Here is an 18430-nt window from a genome sequence, read left to right as displayed (position 1 = left end):
TACGCGGCGATCTAACTCATATCACTCACACACTGCCCGCCGCGACGACTCCCCTCCGCAACGACCGTGCGGCCGAGCCCGCGGCGCCACCGACCGGATCGGCCTTGCCAAGGACGTCCCTGAGCTGCTCCAGCATGTCGATCACCTGGCGACACCAGCGCACGAAGTCTCCCGCGGAGAGTTCCTGCCCGTTCTGCTCCGCCGTGGTGAGCACCTTCTCCAGCGACTCCCCGCGCGCCCAGCGATACACCGGCCACGCGAATCCGGCGTCCGGCTCCCGAGTACGGCCGAGACGGTGCCTGCGCTCGTCGTCGACCAGCTCGGACCACAATGCCGCCGTACGCTGCCATGCCTCACTCACCGCGCCAGCGGGCAGCCGCGACTCCCCCGCGCTGTCCCTGCGCGCCTCGAACACCAGCGTGGACACCACCGCCGCCAACTCGGCGGGTTGCAGGTCGCGCCACAGCCCGTGCCGCACGCACTCCGCGGCGAGCAGGTCGGACTCGCTGTAGATGCGGGCCAGCCGCGCGCCGTCGTCGGTGATGGTCTCGCCGTCCTCGGCGAGATAGCCGCGCTCGGTGAGCAACGCCCTGATCCGGTCGAACGCCCGCACCAGCGAGTGCGTCGTCGCGGCGACCTTCTCCTCCAGCTTGCGGTTCTCCGCGACCAGGCGTTCGTACCGTTCCACCCAGCGCAGGTTCGCCTCCCTGTCGGGCAGCCCGTGTGCGGGATGCGAACGCAATACCTTGCGTAGGCTCACCAGCTCGGGATCTGAGTTGGCGTCCCTGCGCTGCTTGCGTCGCCGTCCCGGCGCGACGATGCCGCTGTCCCGCAGGTGCGACGCGATGTCACGACGAGTCTTGGGCGAACGCAACTCCACCCGCTTGGGCAGCCGGATACGGCCGAGCTTGTCCACCGGCGCGGGGAAGTCGGACGCCGACAGCGGCCCTGACCACCGGTCCTCGGTCACCACGATCGGCCTTGGTTCGGCGACCGGATCCAGGCCGGGGTCGACGACGACCGCGATGCCCGCGCGCCTGCCGGACGGCACCGCGATCACGTCGCCCTTGCGCAGTTGCTCCAGCGACCGTGCCGTCTCCTGCCGCCGCGACGCGGTGTTCTGCTTGGCGAGCAGCTTCTCCCGGTCCGAGATCCGCTTGCGCAGCGCGACATAGTCGCGCAACTCGTCGAAGTCGCCGGTCACGGCCTCCGCGTAGCCTTCGAGCGCCTCTTTGTTGCGCTCGATCTTGCGCGACAGACCCACGACCGACCGATCGGCCTGGAACTGCGCGAACGACTGTTCCAGCAGCTCCCGCGCCTGCGCGGCACCCACCTGCGCCACCAGGTTGACGGCCATGTTGTAGCCGGGCCTGAACGACGACCGCAGTGGATACGTCCGGGTTGAGGCGAGTCCCGCCACCTGCTTCGGGTCGATATCGGGCTGCCACAGCACGACCGCGTGACCCTCGACGTCGATACCGCGCCGCCCCGCACGGCCGGTGAGCTGCGTGTACTCGCCGGGAGTGAGGTCGACGTGCGCCTCGCCGTTGTACTTCACCAGCCGTTCCAGCACCACGGTGCGGGCAGGCATGTTGATGCCCAGTGCCAGCGTCTCGGTCGCGAACACGACCTTCACGAGGCCCCGGACGAACAGTTCCTCGACGGTTTCCTTGAAGGCGGGCAGCAGCCCGGCGTGGTGAGCGGCGATACCGCGTTCCAGGGCGTCACGCCACTCCCAATAGCCAAGGACGCCGAGGTCACCCTCCGGCAAGTCGCGCGTGCGCTCGTCGATGATCTCGCGAGCGAGCTCGACCTCATCAGGCCCGTTGAGTCGCAGCCCCGCCCGGCAGCACTGGTCGACGGCGGCGTCGCAGCCCGCGCGGGAGAAGATGAACACGATCGCGGGCAGCAGCCCGTTGCGGTCCAGCCGGTCGATCACGTCGACCCGCGACGGCGGCCGGTAGCGCGGCCCGCGCGGGTAGCCGCCGCGTTTGCGGTTTTTGCCTCGCAGCGCGGCTGGCCCGTACGCCCGGCTGATCTCCTGCGCCTTGCGCAGCAGCGACGGGTTGATGCGGTAGTGCCGCGCGTCGTCGCCGCGTAAGTCATCGGCCCGGTCGGCGAACAGGTCGAACAGCCGGTTGCCGATCATCATGTGCTGCCACAGGGGCACCGGCCGGTGCTCGTCGACGACAACAGTGGTGTCGCCACGCACCGTGACCAGCCAGTCGCCGAACTCCTCGGCGTTGCTGACCGTCGCGGACAACCCGACGACGCGGACGTACTCCGGCAGGTGCAGGATTACTTCCTCCCACACCGCGCCCCGGAACCGGTCCGCGAGGTAGTGGATCTCGTCCATCACGACGTAGCCGAGGTCGGTGACCGTCGATGAGCCCGCGTAGAGCATGTTGCGCAGCACCTCGGTGGTCATCACCACGATCTGCGCGTTGCCGTTGATGGAAACGTCACCCGTGAGCAGCCCGACGGAGTCGGCGTCGTAACGAGCGACCAACTCGGTGTACTTCTGATTCGACAGCGCCTTGATGGGCGTGGTGTAGAAGCACTTGCGCCCCTCGGCCAGCGCGAGGTGCACCGCGAACTCGCCCACGACGGTCTTGCCCGCGCCGGTCGGTGCGCAGACCAGTACGCCGTGGCCGTCCTCCAGCGCCTCGCAACCCTGGCGCTGGAACGGATCGAACTCGAAAGCCGCGGCCGCTTGGAAAGCCGTGAGCTGGGGATACGCCGAACGGCGGCGTGCTTCCTTGTACGCGGCGGCAGGAGACGTCAGTCGGTCAGCCACGCTGCCAGGGTTTCACATTCGCCGCGGGACGCGCATGCGGTATGCGGCCTCACCCGCGCGGGAACCATCAGGTGACGTCGTCCGTGCTGTCGGTGCCGCCACGACGCCGTTCGCCAGAAGCCTCGCCGTCAGCACCACTCGGCTGATACTGGAACGGGGCCGCCTCCTCGTCGGACAGCGAGTCCCAGCCCAGGTCCTCGCGCTGGCGCTCGAGCTTCCTGTCATGTACTCGGGTGATCTGGATCGCCAGCTCGAACAGCAGGACCAGCGCCAGTGCGAGAGCAAGCATGGAGAACGGGTCGGCGGGTGTGACGATCGCCGCGAACACAAACATCGCCATAATGATCCCGCGCCGCCACTTTTTCAGCTGTTCATACCGCACGACGCCGACCCGGTTCAGCATCACGATCAGCAGCGGCAGCTCGAAGCTCACACCGAAGATAATCAGAAGGGTGAGGATAAAGGAGATGTACTTCGAGCCGGTGAGAGCGGTCGCGAAGTTCTCCGCACCGATGCCGACCAGCATGTGCAGCGCGAAGGGCGTGATCGCGTACGCGAGCACCGCGCCGCCCGCGAACAGCAGCGAAGCCAGCGTAACGAACACCCGCGCGTACTTGCGCTCACTCGGGTAAAGACCCGGCGCGATGAACGCCCAGAACTGGTACAGCCAGAACGGTGCGAACAGCACCGCGCCCGCGGCGATACCGACCTTGAGGCGGATCATGAACGCCTCGAACGGCTCGGTCTGCAGGAGCTGGCACTGCCTGCCGTCACCGAAGTCGACCAGCATGCCAGGGGGCAGGCTGCAGTACGGCCCTCGAATCAGATCACCCAACGAGGCGAGCGCGCCCACGCCGCTGTCGAACCAGATGAAGCCGACGATGCCGCCCGCGATGATCGCGAGCAACGCGAAAGACAGCCGCCGCCGGAACTCGTAGACGTGCTCGATCAGCGTCATCGTGCCGTCGGGATTGTGCCGACGGCTGCGCTTTCGCCGCTTGTCGCGGCGTCCGAAACGCTCGGAGGTCGCAGGCTCCGCCACCTAATCTGATTCCGTTCTTCTCGCGCGGGTGCTCTAGGAGCTTAGCTGGCGTTCTTGTGCGTCTGATCCTGCTGGCGCTTCAGCTCATCGAGCTGTTGCTGCAGTTCAGCCACCTTCTGGTCGTCCGTGGTGCTGGCGGCGGTCGAGCCGTTAGGAAGCTGCCTGCTGTCCGGGTTGGTCGCGTTGGTCGTGTCCGATGCGCGCGACGACGACTCGTCCTCCTCTTCCCGCAGGCCCTTCGTCTCGGCCTTGAGGATCTTCAGCGACCTGCCGAGGCCACGTGCCGCGTCCGGCAGCTTCTTCGCACCGAACAGCAGGATCAACACGGCCAGCAGAATGGCCAGGTGCCACGGTGACAACGAACCCATGGTGGCCCTCCTCTCATGTAGTCACGAACCAGTCTACGACCCCGCGGCACCGTGTCACGTGTGCGGCGCCACTCCGTCCGATTTTGGCCACCGTTGGTGGACCGCGATCTTCAGCGCGGCGGTGCGCGCCTTGAGCAGCAGCAGCTCGCCACGCCACACCTTCCGCACCGCGGTGCCCACCGATACGAACCGTCGCACGGACCGCACTACATGCAACACCACGCCAGCGAACACGATGCCACCGGCGAGCAACAACACGGCGCTGAGGAGGTAACCGTCGGCTGGGTCGAACATGATGATCACCCTAGCCAGCCTGGTACGACGTGAGTGTTCTGGCCCGCGCCACACCGGCCGCCGCCCGCTCACGTACCTGATCTGCCAGCTCAGCGGGCTCCTCCACGATGATCTCGCCACCCATGCCAAGCACGAGCCGGACAAGCCAGCTCTCGTCGCCGTAGCGCATCCGTACCCGCAGCCTGCCGCCGTCTAGTTCGGCCAGTTCCTCGCAGGAGTAGTACTCGGCGACCCAGCGAGCGTCCGGGGCGAGCACGAGCACGGCCTCCGGCTGGCCCGGCCGAGGTGCGAACAGGCCTTCGCTGACGTCATGCCGCTCGGCGTCGCTGGGCGGCGCGGCCCGCTCGGTCAGCACCTCGATGGCGTCGATCCGATCCAGCCGGAACAGACGCACCGCGTCCGCGCGGCGGCACCAAGCCTCCAGGTAGCTGTTGCCCTCCACGATCAGCAGTCGCATTGGATCGACGACGCGGTCGCTGATCCGGTCGGCTGACGCGGTGTAGTAGGTCATCCGCAGTGCCCGCTCTTGCGTGAGCGCGCGCTGCACTTCCTCGCGCGTCGCCGCCGTGCGCTCGGCCTCCCGTACTCCGAGACCGACGACGACTCCAGCGGGTTGGGCCTCTCCCGCGGCGGCCTCGATCTTGGCGATGGCCCGTCGCACCGCGTCGCCGTCGACGACCCCTGGAGTCTCAGCCAGCGCGCGCAGCGCGACCAGCATCGCGGTGGCCTCGGCCCCCGTCAGCCGCAACGGGCGACGCATACCCGCGTCATAGGTAACGGTCACGGTGTCGCCTTCGAACGACAGGTCAATCAGATCGCCCGGCCCGTACCCTGGCAGCCCGCACATCCACAGCAGCTCGAGATCCTTGCGCAGCTGCTTACCGGTCACGCCGAAGTCAGCGGCGGCTTCCTCGATATCGATGCCAGGCCGTGCCAGCAGATATGGCACCAGCGCGAGCAGCCGAGGCATCCGCGCCGCGACGGTCTTCATGCCTAGTTCCCTTCCCCCTCGCGCGGTGTCCCAGCAGTCTCCTCGGCGAGCACCGTCCCCTCAGCGAGCACGACAAGACGTTCGTGCACCGCCTTGGCTAGCACATCCGGTTCGATCACCAGGACGTCCGGACCATAGCCCGCGATCCAGCGGGCGAGGCCGTCCGGGTAATAGACGTCGAGTTCCAACTCATCGCCGGGGATGCCGTCGACCTCCCGCTTGCCGATGACCCGCGCACCACGTCGGATGCCGGCCGCGGCACCCTCCGCGGCCCACAGTCGGGCCGTCGCGACGGGAGCGTGGTCACCAGTCTCACTGCCCGCCACGATCTCCAACAGGTTCACATCGTCGGGCCTGGTCACCTCCCCCGGCTCACCGATCGGCGTGACAGTGCCGGTCACCCGGGACAGCCGGAAGCACCGGGTGGCATCGCGGTCGCGGTCATGCCCGACTACGTACCACCGGCCGCGCCAGGAGACGACGCCCCAGGGCTCCAGCGTGCGCTGCCGTCGTTCGGCCGCCCCTGCTCGGCGGTACTCGAACCGCACCGGCCTGCCCTCGCGCACGGCGGCCAGCATCGGCGCGAACGCCGCCTCGGTGCGCACCCTTGGCTGGATCGGCGCCCTGGCGGACTCGTCGATCTCCACACCCGCTGCCCGTAGCTTGACCAGCGCGCCATGCGCCTGCCCTGTCAACTCGGGCGAGTCCCACAAGCGCACGGCGAGCCCGACGGCTGCCGCCTCGTCCGGGGCGAGGTCCACTTCGCCCAGTTCGTAGTCCCTACGGGCGATGCGGTACCCGTCAACGCCATCGAATACCGAGTTGCGGCCGGTTTCGATCGGAATCCCGAGCTCGCGTAGCTCGCCTTTGTCGCGTTCGAACATCCGGAAGAACGCCTCGTCGCTCGGCGCGTCGGCGTAGCCCCCGACGATGCCTCGGATGCGCTCGGCGGTCAGGTACTGGCGAGTCGACAGCAGCGCCAGTACCAGATTCACCAGGCGTTCAGCACGGGCGGTTGACACGAATCCGACTGTAGCTCGCGTCAAGGCGTTGATGGCACCGACTCCCCGTCGAACACGCGCACGAATGAGCGACAACTTCCCTGCGTAACCGCCCCACTACGCGGCAATATCACATCGCGCGGATGCCCATGGGTGCCCACTCGGAGCAGCAGGAAGCGGTCACAGGCTCGCGATCAACCGCTCCACTCGTTCGTCGACGTTGCGGAACGGGTCCTTACAGAGCACGGTTCGCTGCGCCTGGTCGTTCAGCTTGAGATGCACCCAGTCCACTGTGAAGTCGCGCTGCGCCGCCTGCGCCGCCGCGATGAAGTCGCCACGCAGCTTCGCGCGGGTGGACTGCGGTGGGGTGTCCTTGGCGAGTTCGATCTCACCGTCGTCGGTGACCCGCTTGACCAGACCCTTCCGCTGGAGCATGTCGAACAGCCCTCTGCCGCGCCTGATGTCGTGGTAGGCCAGATCCAGCTGCGCGATACGCGGGCTGGACAGGTCGAAACCGTGCTTGTTGCGGTACCGCTCGATGAGCCGGTGCTTGATCGCCCAATCCACCTCGGTGTCGATGCCGCTGTAGTCCTGCGTCTCGACCGCGTCAAGGGCCCTGCCCCACAGGTCCACCACCCGCTCCGTGGTGGGTGTCGCGCCGTTGGCCTCGACGTGTCGCACCGCGCGCGCGTAGTACTCCCGCTGGATGTCGAGCGCGGATGCTTCCCTGCCGCCCGCGAGCCGCACCCGCCTGCGCCCGGTCAGGTCATGGCTGATCTCCCGGATCGCCCGAATCGGGTTGTCCAGCGTGAAGTCCTTGAACTGCACGCCCTCCTCGATCATCTGCAGCACGATGTTCGCGGTACCGACCTTGAGTAGCGTGGTCGGCTCGGCCATGTTCGAGTCGCCCACGATGACGTGCAGCCTGCGATACCGTTCCGCGTCGGCGTGCGGCTCGTCGCGGGTGTTGATGATCGGCCGCGACCGGGTGGTGGCGCTGGAGACGCCCTCCCAGATGTGTTCGGCGCGCTGCGACAGGCAGTACACCGCGCCGCGCGGGGTCTGCAGCACCTTGCCCGCCCCGCAGATCAGCTGGCGGCTGACCAGGAACGGCAACAGCACATCCGCGATGCGGGAGAACTCACCGGAGCGACCAACGAGGTAGTTCTCGTGGCACCCGTAGGAGTTACCCGCCGAGTCCGTGTTGTTCTTGAACAGGTAGATGTCGCCACCGATGCCCTCGTCCGCCAGCCTGCGCTCGGCGTCCACCAGCAGATCCTCCAGGATCCGTTCGCCCGCCTTGTCGTGCGTGACGAGCTGGGTCAGATCGTCACACTCGGCAGTCGCGTATTCCGGGTGCGAGCCCACGTCGAGATACAGCCGGGAGCCGTTCGACAGGAAAACATTGGACGAGCGCCCCCACGACACCACCCTGCGGAACAGGTATCGCGCGACCTCGTCGGGCGAGAGTCTGCGCTGGCCGTGAAAGGTGCACGTGACCCCGAACTCGGTTTCGAGGCCGTATATCCGACGCTGCATACCCCAATGCTATGTGCTTGCGGGCGAAAAGCGGTGAGCCAATTAGGCGGAGCCACTGTTTCGTGACCCGTCGCCCAGCGTGATCACCGCCCGATACGGCGGGTTCACTCGGTAGCGTCGTCCGCGCCCGCTTCGCCGCCCTCAGACTTCGCCTTGGTCTTGGCACCGCCCTTGCCCGAGCCCTTGCCGCCGCCCTTACCGCCGGAGCCGCCGGACAGCAGGTCGTCGAGCACCGCACCAGTCAGGCGCCGGAACGCCCGCTTGGGCCGATGGCGCTCCAGCACGGCCACTTCCAGCTTGCCCAGCTCCGCGCCGTTGCTCAGGCCCGCCTTGAGCGCCGCGACAGCCAGGCCCATCGCATCGCGCAGGCTCGGAACGTCGGTGTAGCTCTCCTTGAGCTTGGCGACCACCGGATCGGTTTGCCCGCCCATCACCAGGAACTGCGGCTCATCGACGATGGAGCCGTCGTAGGTCAGCCGGAACAGCTGATCGTCGGCGGCCTCCGCGCCGACCTCGGCGACGGCCAGCTCCACCTCGAACGGCTTGACCTGCTCGGTGAAGATCGACCCCAACGTCTGTGCGTAGACGTTGGCGAGCTGGCGGGCGGAGACGTCCCTGGGGTCGTAGGCGTAGCCCTGCAGGTCGACGTGGCGGATACCGGCGCGCCGCAGGCTCTCGTACTCGCTGTAGCGGCCCGCCGCCGCGAAGCCGATCCGGTCGTAGATCTCGGAAATCTTGTGCAACGTCGTCGACGGGTTCTCCGCCGCGAACAGCAGGCCGTCGGCGTACTTCATCGCCACGACGCTGCGCCCGCGAGAGATGCCCTTGCGGGCATACTCCGAGCGGTCGCGCATCAGCTGCTCGGGCGAGGCATACAGCGGCATCGTCACGGTTCTGGCTCCACTCTGTGCGGATCGAGAAAGGTCGGGAAGTCTCGGGACGGAGTTTCAGTGGACGACGGGGACGGCCTCAGCCACCCGCCTCGCTGCGCTCGGCGACGACGGACTCGGCGACCGACGCCAGGTCCGACTCCGGCACCTGCACCGCCCCCTCCGCGGCGGTGATGGTCACGACCTGCGGATAGATGCGCCGGACCATGTCGAACCCACTTGTCGCGGTGTCGTCGTCGCCCGCGTCGTAGAGGGAAGCCACCGCGCTGCGAACCGCCGCGTCCTTGTCCGCCGACGAGTCGTAGAGCTTCTTCAACGCCGACTTGGCGTAGGGCGCGCCCGAGCCGATCGCGTGGAACCCGGCGCGCTCCTCGTAACGCCCCCCAGTGACGTCGAACGAGATGATGCGGCCCGCCGACGACAGATCCGAGGCGTCGGGGTCGAAGCCGACGAACATCGGCACGGCAGCCAGGCCCGCCATGGCGACCTCAAGATTGGAGCGGACCATGGTGGCGAGCTTGTTCGCCTTGCCGTCCAGCGACAGCGAGACGCCCTCGATCTTCTCGTAGTGGGCGAGTTCGACGGCGTAGAGCCGCACGATCTCGAGCGCGATGCCCGCCGTTCCCGCGATCCCTACAGCGGAGTACTCGTCGGTGATGAAGATCTTCTCCAGATCCCTCGCGGCGATGACGTTGCCCGCGGTGGCCCTACGGTCGCCGGCGATGAGCACGCCACCATCAAAGGTGAGCGCGACGATCGTGGTGCCGTGCGGGACGTCCGGTAGCGCGCCCTCGCCTACGGACCGCGACGGCAGCAGGTTAGGCGCCTGCGCGCTGAGGAAATCGGTGAACGACGACGTGCCGGTTGTCAGGTAAGCAGCGGACAGCGGGCCGCGTGCCGCGGCGGCCGAGGTGTGATCCATACGTGCTCGTGATTCCCATCTTCGACTAGCTGCTGGCGACGAACTCAGGTTAGCCCGGACTATGTCCGACCGCGCACGAGGCTACTGCCCGCCCTTTTGCACATACGCGCGGACGAAGTCCTCGGCGTTTTCCTCGAGCACGTCGTCAATCTCGTCGAGGATGGTGTCGACGTCCTCACCGAGCTGTTCCCTGCGCTCCTGACCCGCTGGAGCAGCGCCTTCTGTCTCGTCGTCGGAGTCCCCGCCGCCGTGCTTCTCAATCTTTTCCTGCGCCATGAACGCCTCCTGATCGAGTTCTCTACGGACCAGATTACCCGCGACAGCCGACAACACGGCAGATCCGCGATGCCGACACCATCACGATGTGAGCGCCTCGACAAGTTGTTCGGCCGTTTCCGCCTCGTCCAGCAACGCTCCGACGTGCGCTTTCGTACCCCGCAATGGTTCGAGTGTCGGGATACGGACGAGAGATTCCTTTCCGATATCGAAAATGACAGAGTCCCACGAGGCCGCCGCGATCGAGGCGGCGTACTTCTCCAGCGCACGACCCCTGAAGTACGCCCTCGTGTCCTGCGGCGGGTTCATGATGGCCGCCTGCACGTCGTCCTCGTCGACGAGGCGCTTCATCGTGCCCCTCGTGACGAGGCGGTTGTAGAGACCCTTGTCCAGGCGAACGTCGGAATATTGCAGGTCGATCAGGTGCAGCCGGGGGGCGGCCCAGCCCAGCTTGTCCCGTGACCGGTAGCCCTCGATCAGCCGCAGCTTGGCGACCCAGTCCAGCCGGTCGGCGCACTCGTCCGGGTCACGGGCCAGCGCGTCAAGCACCTCACCCCAGACGCCGAGCACGTGCCGGTCGGTGTCGGACAGCTCGCTGGCTTCGCGCTCCGCGAACTCCACCGCGCGGTCGTAGTACGCCCGCTGCAGGTCGAGGCCGGTGAACTTCCGACCGTCCGCTAGTTCGACGGTGGCCTTGAGCGTCGGATCGTGGCTGATCTGACGCACCGCGCGCACCGGTTCGCGCAGCTTGAGGTCATCGAAACTGACGCCGCCCTCGATCATGTCCAGCACCAGCGCGGTGGTGCCAAGCTTGAGGTAGGTCGAGTACTCCGACAAGTTGGCGTCACCGATGATGACGTGCAGCCTGCGGTACTTGTCGGCGTCGGCGTGTGGCTCGTCGCGAGTATTGATGATACCGCGCTTGAGGGTGGTCTCCAGCCCGACCTCGACCTCGATGTAGTCGGAGCGCTGGGACAGCTGGTAGCCGTCCTCCTCCCCCTGCTGGCCGATGCCGACCCTGCCCGAGCCAGTGACGACCTGACGGGACACGAAGAACGGCGTGAGACCGCCGATCACCGACGTGAACGGCGTCGAGCGCGCCATGAGATAGTTCTCGTGCGTGCCGTAGCTGGCGCCCTTACCGTCGACGTTGTTCTTATAGAGCTGCAGTCGGGGCTGACCAGGCACCGTGGCGGCCTTCATCGCGGCCTGCTCCATGACCCGCTCGCCCGCTTTGTCCCAGATGACGGCATCCCAAGCATTGGTGACCTCGGGGGCGGAGTACTCCGGGTGCGCGTGGTCGACGTAGAGCCGGGCGCCGTTGGTGAGGATCACGTTGGCGGCACCAAGGTCCTCGACGTCGGGGTCCTGCGGCTGGGTGTTGGGACCGGTCAGGTCGAAGCCGCGCGCGTCCCGCAGTGGCGACTCCACCTCGTAGTCCCAGCGCGCCCTGCGCGAGCGCGGGATGTCGACGGCGGCGGCGTAGGCGAGCACGATCTGCGTCGACGTCAGCACGGGGTTCGCCGTGGCGTCTCCCGGCACGGCGATGCCGTACTCGACCTCGGTTCCCATGATCCGCCGCATGCAGTCTCCAATCTCAGGCCACACCTGGGGTACCCGCCCTCCACCCTACGGCCACCGTGTCGCGCCGTGCCGCCCGACAGGCGTGTTGACCCCTCGCCGGGCAAGCCTGGCGCGCATAACGCAGGGCGGGAATGCCGCGTGGCATTCCCGCCCTGCTTCGTGCCGATGACCTACAGGTACTGGCCGGTGTTCGTGGCGGTGTCGATCGCCCTGCCCGAATCCTGGTTCTTGCCGGTGACCAGGGTCCGGATGTAGACGATGCGCTCGCCCTTCTTGCCCGAGATCCTGGCCCAGTCATCCGGGTTGGTGGTGTTGGGCAGGTCCTCGTTCTCGGCGAACTCGTCGACGATCGCGTCAAGCAGATGCTGCACCCGCAGGCCGGGCTGCTTGGTCTCAAGCACCGACTTGATGGCCGCCTTCTTCGCCCTGTCCACGATGTTCTCGATCATCGCGCCAGAGTTGAAGTCTCGGAAGTACAGCACCTCCTTGTCGCCGTTGGCGTAGGTGACCTCGAGGAAGCGGTTGTCGTCGCTCTCCTCGTACATCCGCTCGACGGTGTGCTGGATCATCGCGTCGACGGTCGCCTTGGTGTCGCCACCGAACTCGGCGAGGTCGTCCGCGTGGATCGGCAGGCCCTCGAGCAGGTACTTGGAGAAGATGTCCTTCGCCGCCTCCGCGTCCGGCCGCTCGATCTTGATCTTCACGTCGAGCCTGCCTGGCCTCAGGATCGCCGGGTCGATCATGTCCTCGCGGTTGGACGCGCCGATGACGATGACGTTCTCAAGACCCTCGACGCCGTCGATCTCGCTCAGCAACTGCGGCACGATCGTCGTCTCGACGTCGGACGACACACCGCTGCCTCGGGTGCGGAAGATCGAGTCCATCTCGTCGAAGAACACGATCACCGGCGTGCCCTCGGACGCCTTCTCGCGCGCCCGCTGGAAGATCAACCGGATGTGCCGCTCGGTCTCACCGACGAACTTGTTCAGCAGCTCAGGGCCCTTGATGTTGAGGAAGTAGGACTTGGCGTCCTTCATCCCCTCACCCTTGCCTTCGGCGACCTGCTTGGCCAGCGAGTTCGCGACCGCCTTGGCGATCAGCGTCTTCCCGCAGCCGGGCGGACCGTAGAGCAGCACGCCCTTCGGCGGGCGGAGCTGGTACTGGCGGTACAGGTCGGCGTGCAGGAACGGCAGTTCCACCGCGTCGCGGATCTGCTCGATCTGCCGGTAAAGGCCACCGATGTCCTCGTAGCGCACATCGGGCACCTCTTCCAGCACGAGGTCCTCGACCTCGGCCTTCGGCACTCGTTCGTAGGCATAACCCGCCTTGCTATCGACGAGCACCGAGTCGCCCGACTTGAGCACGTCCTCGGTGAGCGGGTCGGACAGCCACACGACGCGCTCCTCATCGGCATGACCGACGACGAGCGCCCGCGACGGGCCATCCTCGATCAACGGGGGCAGCACCTCGCGCAGCGCGTACACCTCACCGGTGCGCTCGTAGTCACCGGACTCGACGACGGTCAGCGCCTCGTTGAGCCGCAACGCCTGGCCGCGCCGCAACGACTCGACGTCGACAGTCGGCGAGACCGACACGCGCATCTTGCGCCCTGAGGTGAACACGTCGACCGTGCCGTCCTCATAGCGCTCAAGGAACACGCCGTACCCGCTTGGCGGTTGCGCCAGCCGGTCGACCTCCTCGCGCAAGGCCATCAGCTGACTCCGCGCGTCGCGCAGTGTCTCCACGAGCTTGGCGTTGCGTTCGGTGAGCTGGCCTATTCGCTCCGAAGCCTCCGCGAGGCGCTGCTCAAGGACGCGGTCGCTTTCGGGCGAACCAGCGGCCCTGCGCCGCAGCAGAGCGACTTCCTCCTCGAGGAACCGGATCTGCCGCTCCTGTTCCTGGGTGACTTCGGCATCACTCGCGGCAGGCGCTTCCGCCGTGCCGCCACTCTCTCTTGGGTCGGCTTCCTCATGCCTGCCACCGGGGCGGTCCTGTTGCATGCCGCACCTCCTCGCGCGCTATTTCCCTCAACGGTACCGGCGATCACGGACATGCAAAGCCCTTCGACATCACAGTACGGGCGCGTCGTGTAAAGATCACGAGGTAGAGATGAACGCAATGCTCCGAGCAGGTACACCAGAAATCGACGCGGTCGTCACTGACAGTTCACGGCGTCGTACGTGGCGTACCGAACCAATAAGCCTCACGGATGACAGCGAACGAATCTGGCGCCCTTCCCCGTCGGCGGGTGGCGACTCCCGGTATGCCACCCTGCTGAAGCGCTCCCGCATACTCACAGCGCAGCTACCGTTCGATAACGGTTCACGGCCCGGGCGCGTCGCGGCGCGAGGGAAGGACGCGGAGGCGCACGGCGTCCGCCAAGAAACGAGGGGAACGCGATGACCTATCCACCGCAGCCCGGTCCGTACGGTCCGTCGGGCGGATACGGTCAGCCCTACCCTGGCCAGCCTTATCCCGGTCAGCCTTATCCCGGTCAGCAGTACCCTGGACACCCCGGTCAGCCGGGCCAGCCCCAGCAGCCCTACCCCGGCCAGCCCGAGTACCGGGGGCAGTTCCCGAACCAGCCGTACCAGGGCCAATCCGGCGGTTATGGGCGGCCATACCAGGATCAGCACAGCGGCTACTCCGGTGGGATCTACCCCCACCCGCGGCCCGGCTACGGCACGCCACCGGGCGACGTCCCCCCACCGCCTCCGGAACCCCCGAACCGCGGCGGCAAGACGGGGATGGTCGTCGGCATCACGCTCGCCCTGCTACTGCTCGCTGGCACGGCCGTTGGCATAACCGGCTTTTGGCAGCCCGGCTACTTCCGTGACGACACCGCCGACAAGGACAGTTCGCTCGCGGCGGACGCCTCCCCCAGCGATACGACGTCGCCATCGAGCACGCGGCCCCAGGACGCCGCGCCCGCCGAGGCTTCCGAGACACCGGGGGCGCGGCCACCCGGATCCGAGGAGCAGGAGATCCGCCGCATCACCGACGCGGTCATAGCGGGTATCAACAACCGGGACGCGGCCACGGTGAAACCAGTCTCCTGCGACCCGAGCAATGAACGGCAGGCCGACTACGACGGCTTTCCCGACGACCTCACCGTGTCGGTCGCCGGCGAACCCCGCATCGACGGCAGCGACGCGAAAGTCGCGCTCACCCTCCGCCGTTCCGATACCAGCAAAACGGTCACGCTGACACTGCGCCGTGCCAACGGCGCTTGGTGCGCCTCGGGCATCAGCTCCTGATGACCATGCGGCGAACACCATCGGACGACAGGGTCGCCGCGGTAGTCGCGTGGGGCGCGATCATCTCCGCCGCGACACTGGTCGTCGTCATGCTCTTCATGGCGCGGGACAACGACCCGGCGCGCGACGCGGCCACGGGCCAGCGGTCCGCGAGCGCGCTCGCGGACTCGACATCCTTCCAGGACGGCGCGACGCGACCGCCCACACCGGGGCCTGGTGGCGCACCGCAGGTGCGCGCGGCGGCCGATCGGATTCTCACCGCCTACAACGAGCGGGACAGCGCACCACTGCGAGCGTGGGCGTGTGACCGCACCGCGATCACCGATGACCTGTTCACCGGTTTCTCCGAAACCGTGCGTTTCGCGCGCGACGGCGCACCCCGAATCGTCGGATTCACCGCGGAAGTCCCGTTCGTCGTCAGCGACAGCGACAAGCGCCGCACCGGTGCCATGCGGTTGCGTTGGGACGGTCAGCGGTGGTGCTTCGTGACCGCCGTCTCGAAACCGGACTAACCGCGCCGCGGTCCCAGGGCACGGCCGGACGCGACGAGTCGAGTCGCCCCGCTCGCGATATCGTCCACTCTCGACTGGCCGTCACACCACGAGGACGTCAACCATGACCTACCCGCCACAGCCGCCAGGGCCGCACGGTCCCCACGGCCAGCAGGGCCACCCCTGGCAGCACGGGTACCCGCCCCCTCGACCACCCGGCCCGCCGAGGTCGAACAAGACCGGCGTGATCGCGGGCATCACCCTGACTCTGGTGCTGCTCGCGGTGGCCGCGGTCGCCATTACCGGGTTCTTGGCGCCTGGATACTTCCTCGACGACACGACCTCCGGCGGACAGGTGGCGAGCGCCGCCGACCAGGAGTCCGAGGCGCCCTCGGTGCGGGAGCAGCCACCCAAGCCGTCGCCACGACCCCAACGAGGTGTGCCGGCGCCAGCCGACGGTGGCAGCGCCGAGGACGTCGCGATCGTGCGCGAGCTTGCCGAGGACGTCGCCACCGCGATCAACACCAGAGACGAGGACCTCGCGCGAGAGGTCAGCTGCGGGGACGCCAGGGTCGACTTCAGCGACATGCCTCGGGACGCCCACGTAGAGGTGCTCGGCGATCCCGTGATCGACGGCGACACGGCAACGGCGCCCCTTGAGATAACCATCGACGGCGATACGCGCACGGAGACGATGGTCGCCAGCCGGAAGGACGGGGGCTGGTGCGCCGGCTGAGCTCACTCAGCCTCTGCTTGGCCTGCGTTGCACCTTCGGCGTCTCGACCCCTGGCGCGAGCCTGCGCGCGGTGAGCAGAAACGCCGTGTGGGCCTGCATCTTGTGCTCCGGCCGGACCGCGAGCCCGACGACGTGCCACGGCCGGTGCAGCGTTTCCCACGCCTGCGGCTCGGTCCAGCAGCGCTGGTCTCGCAGCGCCTCCGCTACCCGGGACAGCTGCGTCACCGTGGCCACGTAGACCACCAACACCCCACCTGGCACAAGGTGCTCCGCCACGGTGGGCAGTACCTCCCACGGCGGCAGCATGTCGAGGATGACGCGGTCCACCGCCCCGGAGTGCTCGTTGATGTCGCCCACATGCAGTGTCCAGTTCTCGGGGCGCTCGCCGAAAAATCGCTCGACATTGCGTTCGGCGTGCTCGGCGTGGTCCGCCCGCACCTCGTAGGAGGTCACGCTGCCCTCGCCGCCGACGGCGCGCAGCAGTGAACAGGTCAGCGCGCCGGACCCCGCGCCCGCTTCCAGCACTCGCGCGCCGGGATGAATATCGCCCCACATCAGGATCTGCGCGGCGTCCTTCGGGTAGATGACCTGCGCGCCCCTCGGCATGGACAGCACGTAGTCGCTCAGCAGCGGCCGTAGCGCGAGGAACGACGTCCCACCCGCGGACCGCACCACGGTGCCCTCGTCCTGGCCGATGAGATCGTCGTGGGCGAGCTGACCGGTATGAGTGTGGTACTTCTCGCCCTCAGCGAGCACGATCGTGTAGCGCCGCCCCTTGGGGTCGGTCAACTGCACCCGATCCCCTGCCCGAAACGGGCCTCCACCCGACACACGCCCTCCTGCGGTTCTTCGTACCTATCGCGGCTCACCGGACGCCTGATCGTCGCAGACCTCGTCCCCCGAGGTACCCGCCAGGTCCCGCCTAGCGTGACGCGGTCGGCATCACCGGCCAGCGGGCCAGCTCAGTGCGAGCGCCGCCGCGCGATGGCGTGGCGCAGGTCCTCACGCCGCAACACGCCCGCGGGTCTGCCGTCGTCGTCGACGACGAGGAACTGCCACGCGGCCGTCTCACGCACCCGCTCGGCGATCTCCTCCCCCGGTTCGGAGAGCAGCAATACGGAGTCCGCGCGCACCTGTTCGGCTGCCTGCTCGGCGGGAGCCCTCGGCGTCCGAGCCGCCAGTCGCTGTGCCTCCACAGTATCGAGCAGCCCTGCCGCGACGCCGTCGGCACGCACCAGCACCACACCCCTGCCCGCCGACGCCGCCAAGGCATCCGAGACCGGGCTCTCCGCGGGCAGTTGCAGCACCGGCAGCATGAGCTCGGCGATGTTCAGATCGGGCGGCCAGCCGCGCCGTTGCTCCGCGGACAGCTCGGCGTTCGCCCCGGTGAGCACGAACCAGCCGGTGACGACGCAGACACCGAGCCGGAGCCAGCGGTCCTCGCTACCGTTGGCCAAGCCTTCCAGCGCCCACACGCCAAGCGCGGCGGCGACCAGCCAGCCACCGACAACCGCCGCCCGGGTACCGCTCGCCCTCGCGCCGGTCATCGCCCACACGCCCGCGCGCAACATTCGCCCGCCGTCCAGCGGCAGGCCGGGCAGGAGGTTGAACACCGCGACCGCGAGGTTGGCCACCGCGCATTGCGCCACCAATAGCCACGTCGCCCCGGACGGCACCGTCAGCAGTAACAACGCGCAGCCACCCGCCAGCACCAGCGACACCACGGGCCCCGCCACCGCGACCAACCCTTCGTGCGCTGGTCGCTTCGGGCTGCGGGCGACCTCGGACAACCCGCCGAGCAGGAACAAGCGCAACCGCCGCACCGGGATGCCCATCCTTAACGCCACCAGAGTGTGACCCAGCTCGTGGGCGAACACCGACACACCGAGCAGCAGCGCGAACGCCACCGCCAACGTCCAGGACAGCCCGGGGCCAGCACCAGGCAGCAGCCTGCCCACCAGCGGCGCGTACAGCACGACCACGACGAGCGAGCCGAGCCACCAGGACGGCGCGAGCAGCACGGGTACGCCACTGACGCGGAACAGCAGTAGCCCACCGTCCGCGTCAACAAGCATCGACCTGCGCCGCGCGCCTGGTCCGTTCCTGGCTATCACGAACCAAAGCCTAAAGCGTCCAGTGTGGGACGCACGTGATACCAACCACGGACACCGTCCGGTTACCAACCGTGCCCCGTGTCGTGCCGAGAGTTGTCGGTCCTCTGTTCTAGGGTTGCCAAACACGA

Annotated in this window: 17 protein-coding genes; 3 read left to right on the top strand and 14 right to left on the bottom strand. The window is 67.8% G+C overall.

Annotated elements, in window-relative coordinates; genetic code table 11:
- Positions 1–25: 25 nt before the first annotated feature.
- The 12 genes from ACFQGD_RS16220 to arc form a co-directional block, all read right to left on the bottom strand.
- Positions 26–2797 (bottom strand): DEAD/DEAH box helicase, encoded by a 2772-nt coding sequence (locus ACFQGD_RS16220; protein ID WP_345390661.1) that lies wholly within the window; start codon positions 2795–2797, stop codon positions 26–28.
- 67 nt (positions 2798–2864) lie between these two features.
- A complete protein-coding gene (gene tatC, locus ACFQGD_RS16215) occupies positions 2865–3839 on the bottom strand; it encodes a twin-arginine translocase subunit TatC (RefSeq protein WP_390183603.1) in 975 nt (324 codons plus the stop codon).
- A gap of 41 nt (positions 3840–3880) precedes the next feature.
- Positions 3881–4207 (bottom strand): Sec-independent protein translocase subunit TatA, encoded by a 327-nt coding sequence (gene tatA / locus ACFQGD_RS16210; protein ID WP_345390658.1) that lies wholly within the window; start codon positions 4205–4207, stop codon positions 3881–3883.
- A 54-nt stretch (positions 4208–4261) separates the two neighbouring features.
- Positions 4262–4501 (bottom strand): hypothetical protein, encoded by a 240-nt coding sequence (locus ACFQGD_RS16205; protein ID WP_345390655.1) that lies wholly within the window; start codon positions 4499–4501, stop codon positions 4262–4264.
- 10 nt (positions 4502–4511) lie between these two features.
- Positions 4512–5492 (bottom strand): helix-turn-helix transcriptional regulator, encoded by a 981-nt coding sequence (locus ACFQGD_RS16200; protein WP_345390652.1) that lies wholly within the window; start codon positions 5490–5492, stop codon positions 4512–4514.
- A gap of 2 nt (positions 5493–5494) precedes the next feature.
- Complete coding sequence (locus tag ACFQGD_RS16195) at positions 5495–6514, bottom strand: helix-turn-helix transcriptional regulator (protein WP_345390649.1); 1020 nt, start codon at positions 6512–6514, stop codon at positions 5495–5497.
- A 159-nt stretch (positions 6515–6673) separates the two neighbouring features.
- Positions 6674–8032: a Pup--protein ligase gene (gene pafA / locus ACFQGD_RS16190; RefSeq protein ID WP_345390646.1), complete on the bottom strand. Its 1359-nt coding sequence runs from the start codon at positions 8030–8032 to the stop codon at positions 6674–6676.
- Between the two features lie 104 nt (positions 8033–8136).
- Complete coding sequence (gene prcA, locus ACFQGD_RS16185; RefSeq protein WP_345390643.1) at positions 8137–8922, bottom strand: proteasome subunit alpha; 786 nt, start codon at positions 8920–8922, stop codon at positions 8137–8139.
- Between the two features lie 79 nt (positions 8923–9001).
- Positions 9002–9844 (bottom strand): proteasome subunit beta, encoded by an 843-nt coding sequence (gene prcB, locus ACFQGD_RS16180; protein ID WP_345390640.1) that lies wholly within the window; start codon positions 9842–9844, stop codon positions 9002–9004.
- A gap of 81 nt (positions 9845–9925) precedes the next feature.
- The gene (locus tag ACFQGD_RS16175; protein WP_034271855.1) at positions 9926–10120 is read right to left on the bottom strand and encodes a ubiquitin-like protein Pup; all 195 of its coding nucleotides are present in this window, start codon (positions 10118–10120) and stop codon (positions 9926–9928) included.
- An 81-nt stretch (positions 10121–10201) separates the two neighbouring features.
- Complete coding sequence (dop, locus tag ACFQGD_RS16170) at positions 10202–11704, bottom strand: depupylase/deamidase Dop (protein WP_345390634.1); 1503 nt, start codon at positions 11702–11704, stop codon at positions 10202–10204.
- A 170-nt stretch (positions 11705–11874) separates the two neighbouring features.
- Entirely contained in the window at positions 11875–13704 is a 1830-nt protein-coding gene (gene arc, locus ACFQGD_RS16165) for a proteasome ATPase (RefSeq protein ID WP_345390631.1), read from the bottom strand.
- Between the two features lie 399 nt (positions 13705–14103).
- Between arc and ACFQGD_RS16160 the strand changes: the two genes are divergently transcribed.
- From ACFQGD_RS16160 to ACFQGD_RS16150, 3 genes are all read left to right on the top strand, one after another.
- Positions 14104–14961 carry a hypothetical protein gene (locus ACFQGD_RS16160; protein ID WP_345390628.1) on the top strand — a complete coding sequence of 286 codons (858 nt, stop codon included), beginning with the start codon at positions 14104–14106 and terminating at the stop codon, positions 14959–14961.
- A 5-nt stretch (positions 14962–14966) separates the two neighbouring features.
- Positions 14967–15473, top strand: coding sequence for a hypothetical protein (locus ACFQGD_RS16155; RefSeq protein ID WP_345390625.1), 507 nt, complete (start codon positions 14967–14969; stop codon positions 15471–15473).
- A 103-nt stretch (positions 15474–15576) separates the two neighbouring features.
- The gene (locus tag ACFQGD_RS16150) at positions 15577–16188 is read left to right on the top strand and encodes a hypothetical protein (protein WP_345390622.1); all 612 of its coding nucleotides are present in this window, start codon (positions 15577–15579) and stop codon (positions 16186–16188) included.
- A gap of 6 nt (positions 16189–16194) precedes the next feature.
- Here ACFQGD_RS16150 and ACFQGD_RS16145 read toward each other — a convergent pair whose 3' ends face one another.
- Positions 16195–17019, bottom strand: coding sequence for a tRNA (adenine-N1)-methyltransferase (locus tag ACFQGD_RS16145; RefSeq protein ID WP_345390619.1), 825 nt, complete (start codon positions 17017–17019; stop codon positions 16195–16197).
- Between the two features lie 131 nt (positions 17020–17150).
- Positions 17151–18263, bottom strand: coding sequence for a site-2 protease family protein (locus tag ACFQGD_RS16140; RefSeq protein ID WP_345390845.1), 1113 nt, complete (start codon positions 18261–18263; stop codon positions 17151–17153).
- Positions 18264–18430 lie beyond the last annotated feature (167 nt).

Source organism: Haloechinothrix salitolerans (assembly GCF_042662605.1).
GTDB lineage: Bacteria > Actinomycetota > Actinomycetes > Mycobacteriales > Pseudonocardiaceae > Haloechinothrix_A > Haloechinothrix_A salitolerans.
Note: the sequence above shows the minus strand (reverse complement) of the source record. Positions and strands in the feature narration are given on the sequence as shown.

What these genes read in the sequence shown, in the direction of transcription:
- tatA (WP_345390658.1), bottom strand. Translation starts at nt 4,207, where the DNA reads ATGGGTTCGTTGTCACCGTGGCACCTGGCCATTCTGCTGGCCGTGTTG.
- ACFQGD_RS16205 (WP_345390655.1), bottom strand. Translation starts at nt 4,501, where the DNA reads ATGTTCGACCCAGCCGACGGTTACCTCCTCAGCGCCGTGTTGTTGCTC.
- ACFQGD_RS16200 (WP_345390652.1), bottom strand. Translation starts at nt 5,492, where the DNA reads ATGAAGACCGTCGCGGCGCGGATGCCTCGGCTGCTCGCGCTGGTGCCA.
- pafA (WP_345390646.1), bottom strand. Translation starts at nt 8,032, where the DNA reads ATGCAGCGTCGGATATACGGCCTCGAAACCGAGTTCGGGGTCACGTGC.
- prcB (WP_345390640.1), bottom strand. Translation starts at nt 9,844, where the DNA reads ATGGATCACACCTCGGCCGCCGCGGCACGCGGCCCGCTGTCCGCTGCT.
- ACFQGD_RS16175 (WP_034271855.1), bottom strand. Translation starts at nt 10,120, where the DNA reads ATGGCGCAGGAAAAGATTGAGAAGCACGGCGGCGGGGACTCCGACGAC.
- dop (WP_345390634.1), bottom strand. Translation starts at nt 11,704, where the DNA reads ATGCGGCGGATCATGGGAACCGAGGTCGAGTACGGCATCGCCGTGCCG.
- arc (WP_345390631.1), bottom strand. Translation starts at nt 13,704, where the DNA reads ATGCAACAGGACCGCCCCGGTGGCAGGCATGAGGAAGCCGACCCAAGA.
- ACFQGD_RS16160 (WP_345390628.1), top strand. Translation starts at nt 14,104, where the DNA reads ATGACCTATCCACCGCAGCCCGGTCCGTACGGTCCGTCGGGCGGATAC.
- ACFQGD_RS16155 (WP_345390625.1), top strand. Translation starts at nt 14,967, where the DNA reads ATGCGGCGAACACCATCGGACGACAGGGTCGCCGCGGTAGTCGCGTGG.
- ACFQGD_RS16150 (WP_345390622.1), top strand. Translation starts at nt 15,577, where the DNA reads ATGACCTACCCGCCACAGCCGCCAGGGCCGCACGGTCCCCACGGCCAG.
- ACFQGD_RS16140 (WP_345390845.1), bottom strand. Translation starts at nt 18,263, where the DNA reads ATGCTTGTTGACGCGGACGGTGGGCTACTGCTGTTCCGCGTCAGTGGC.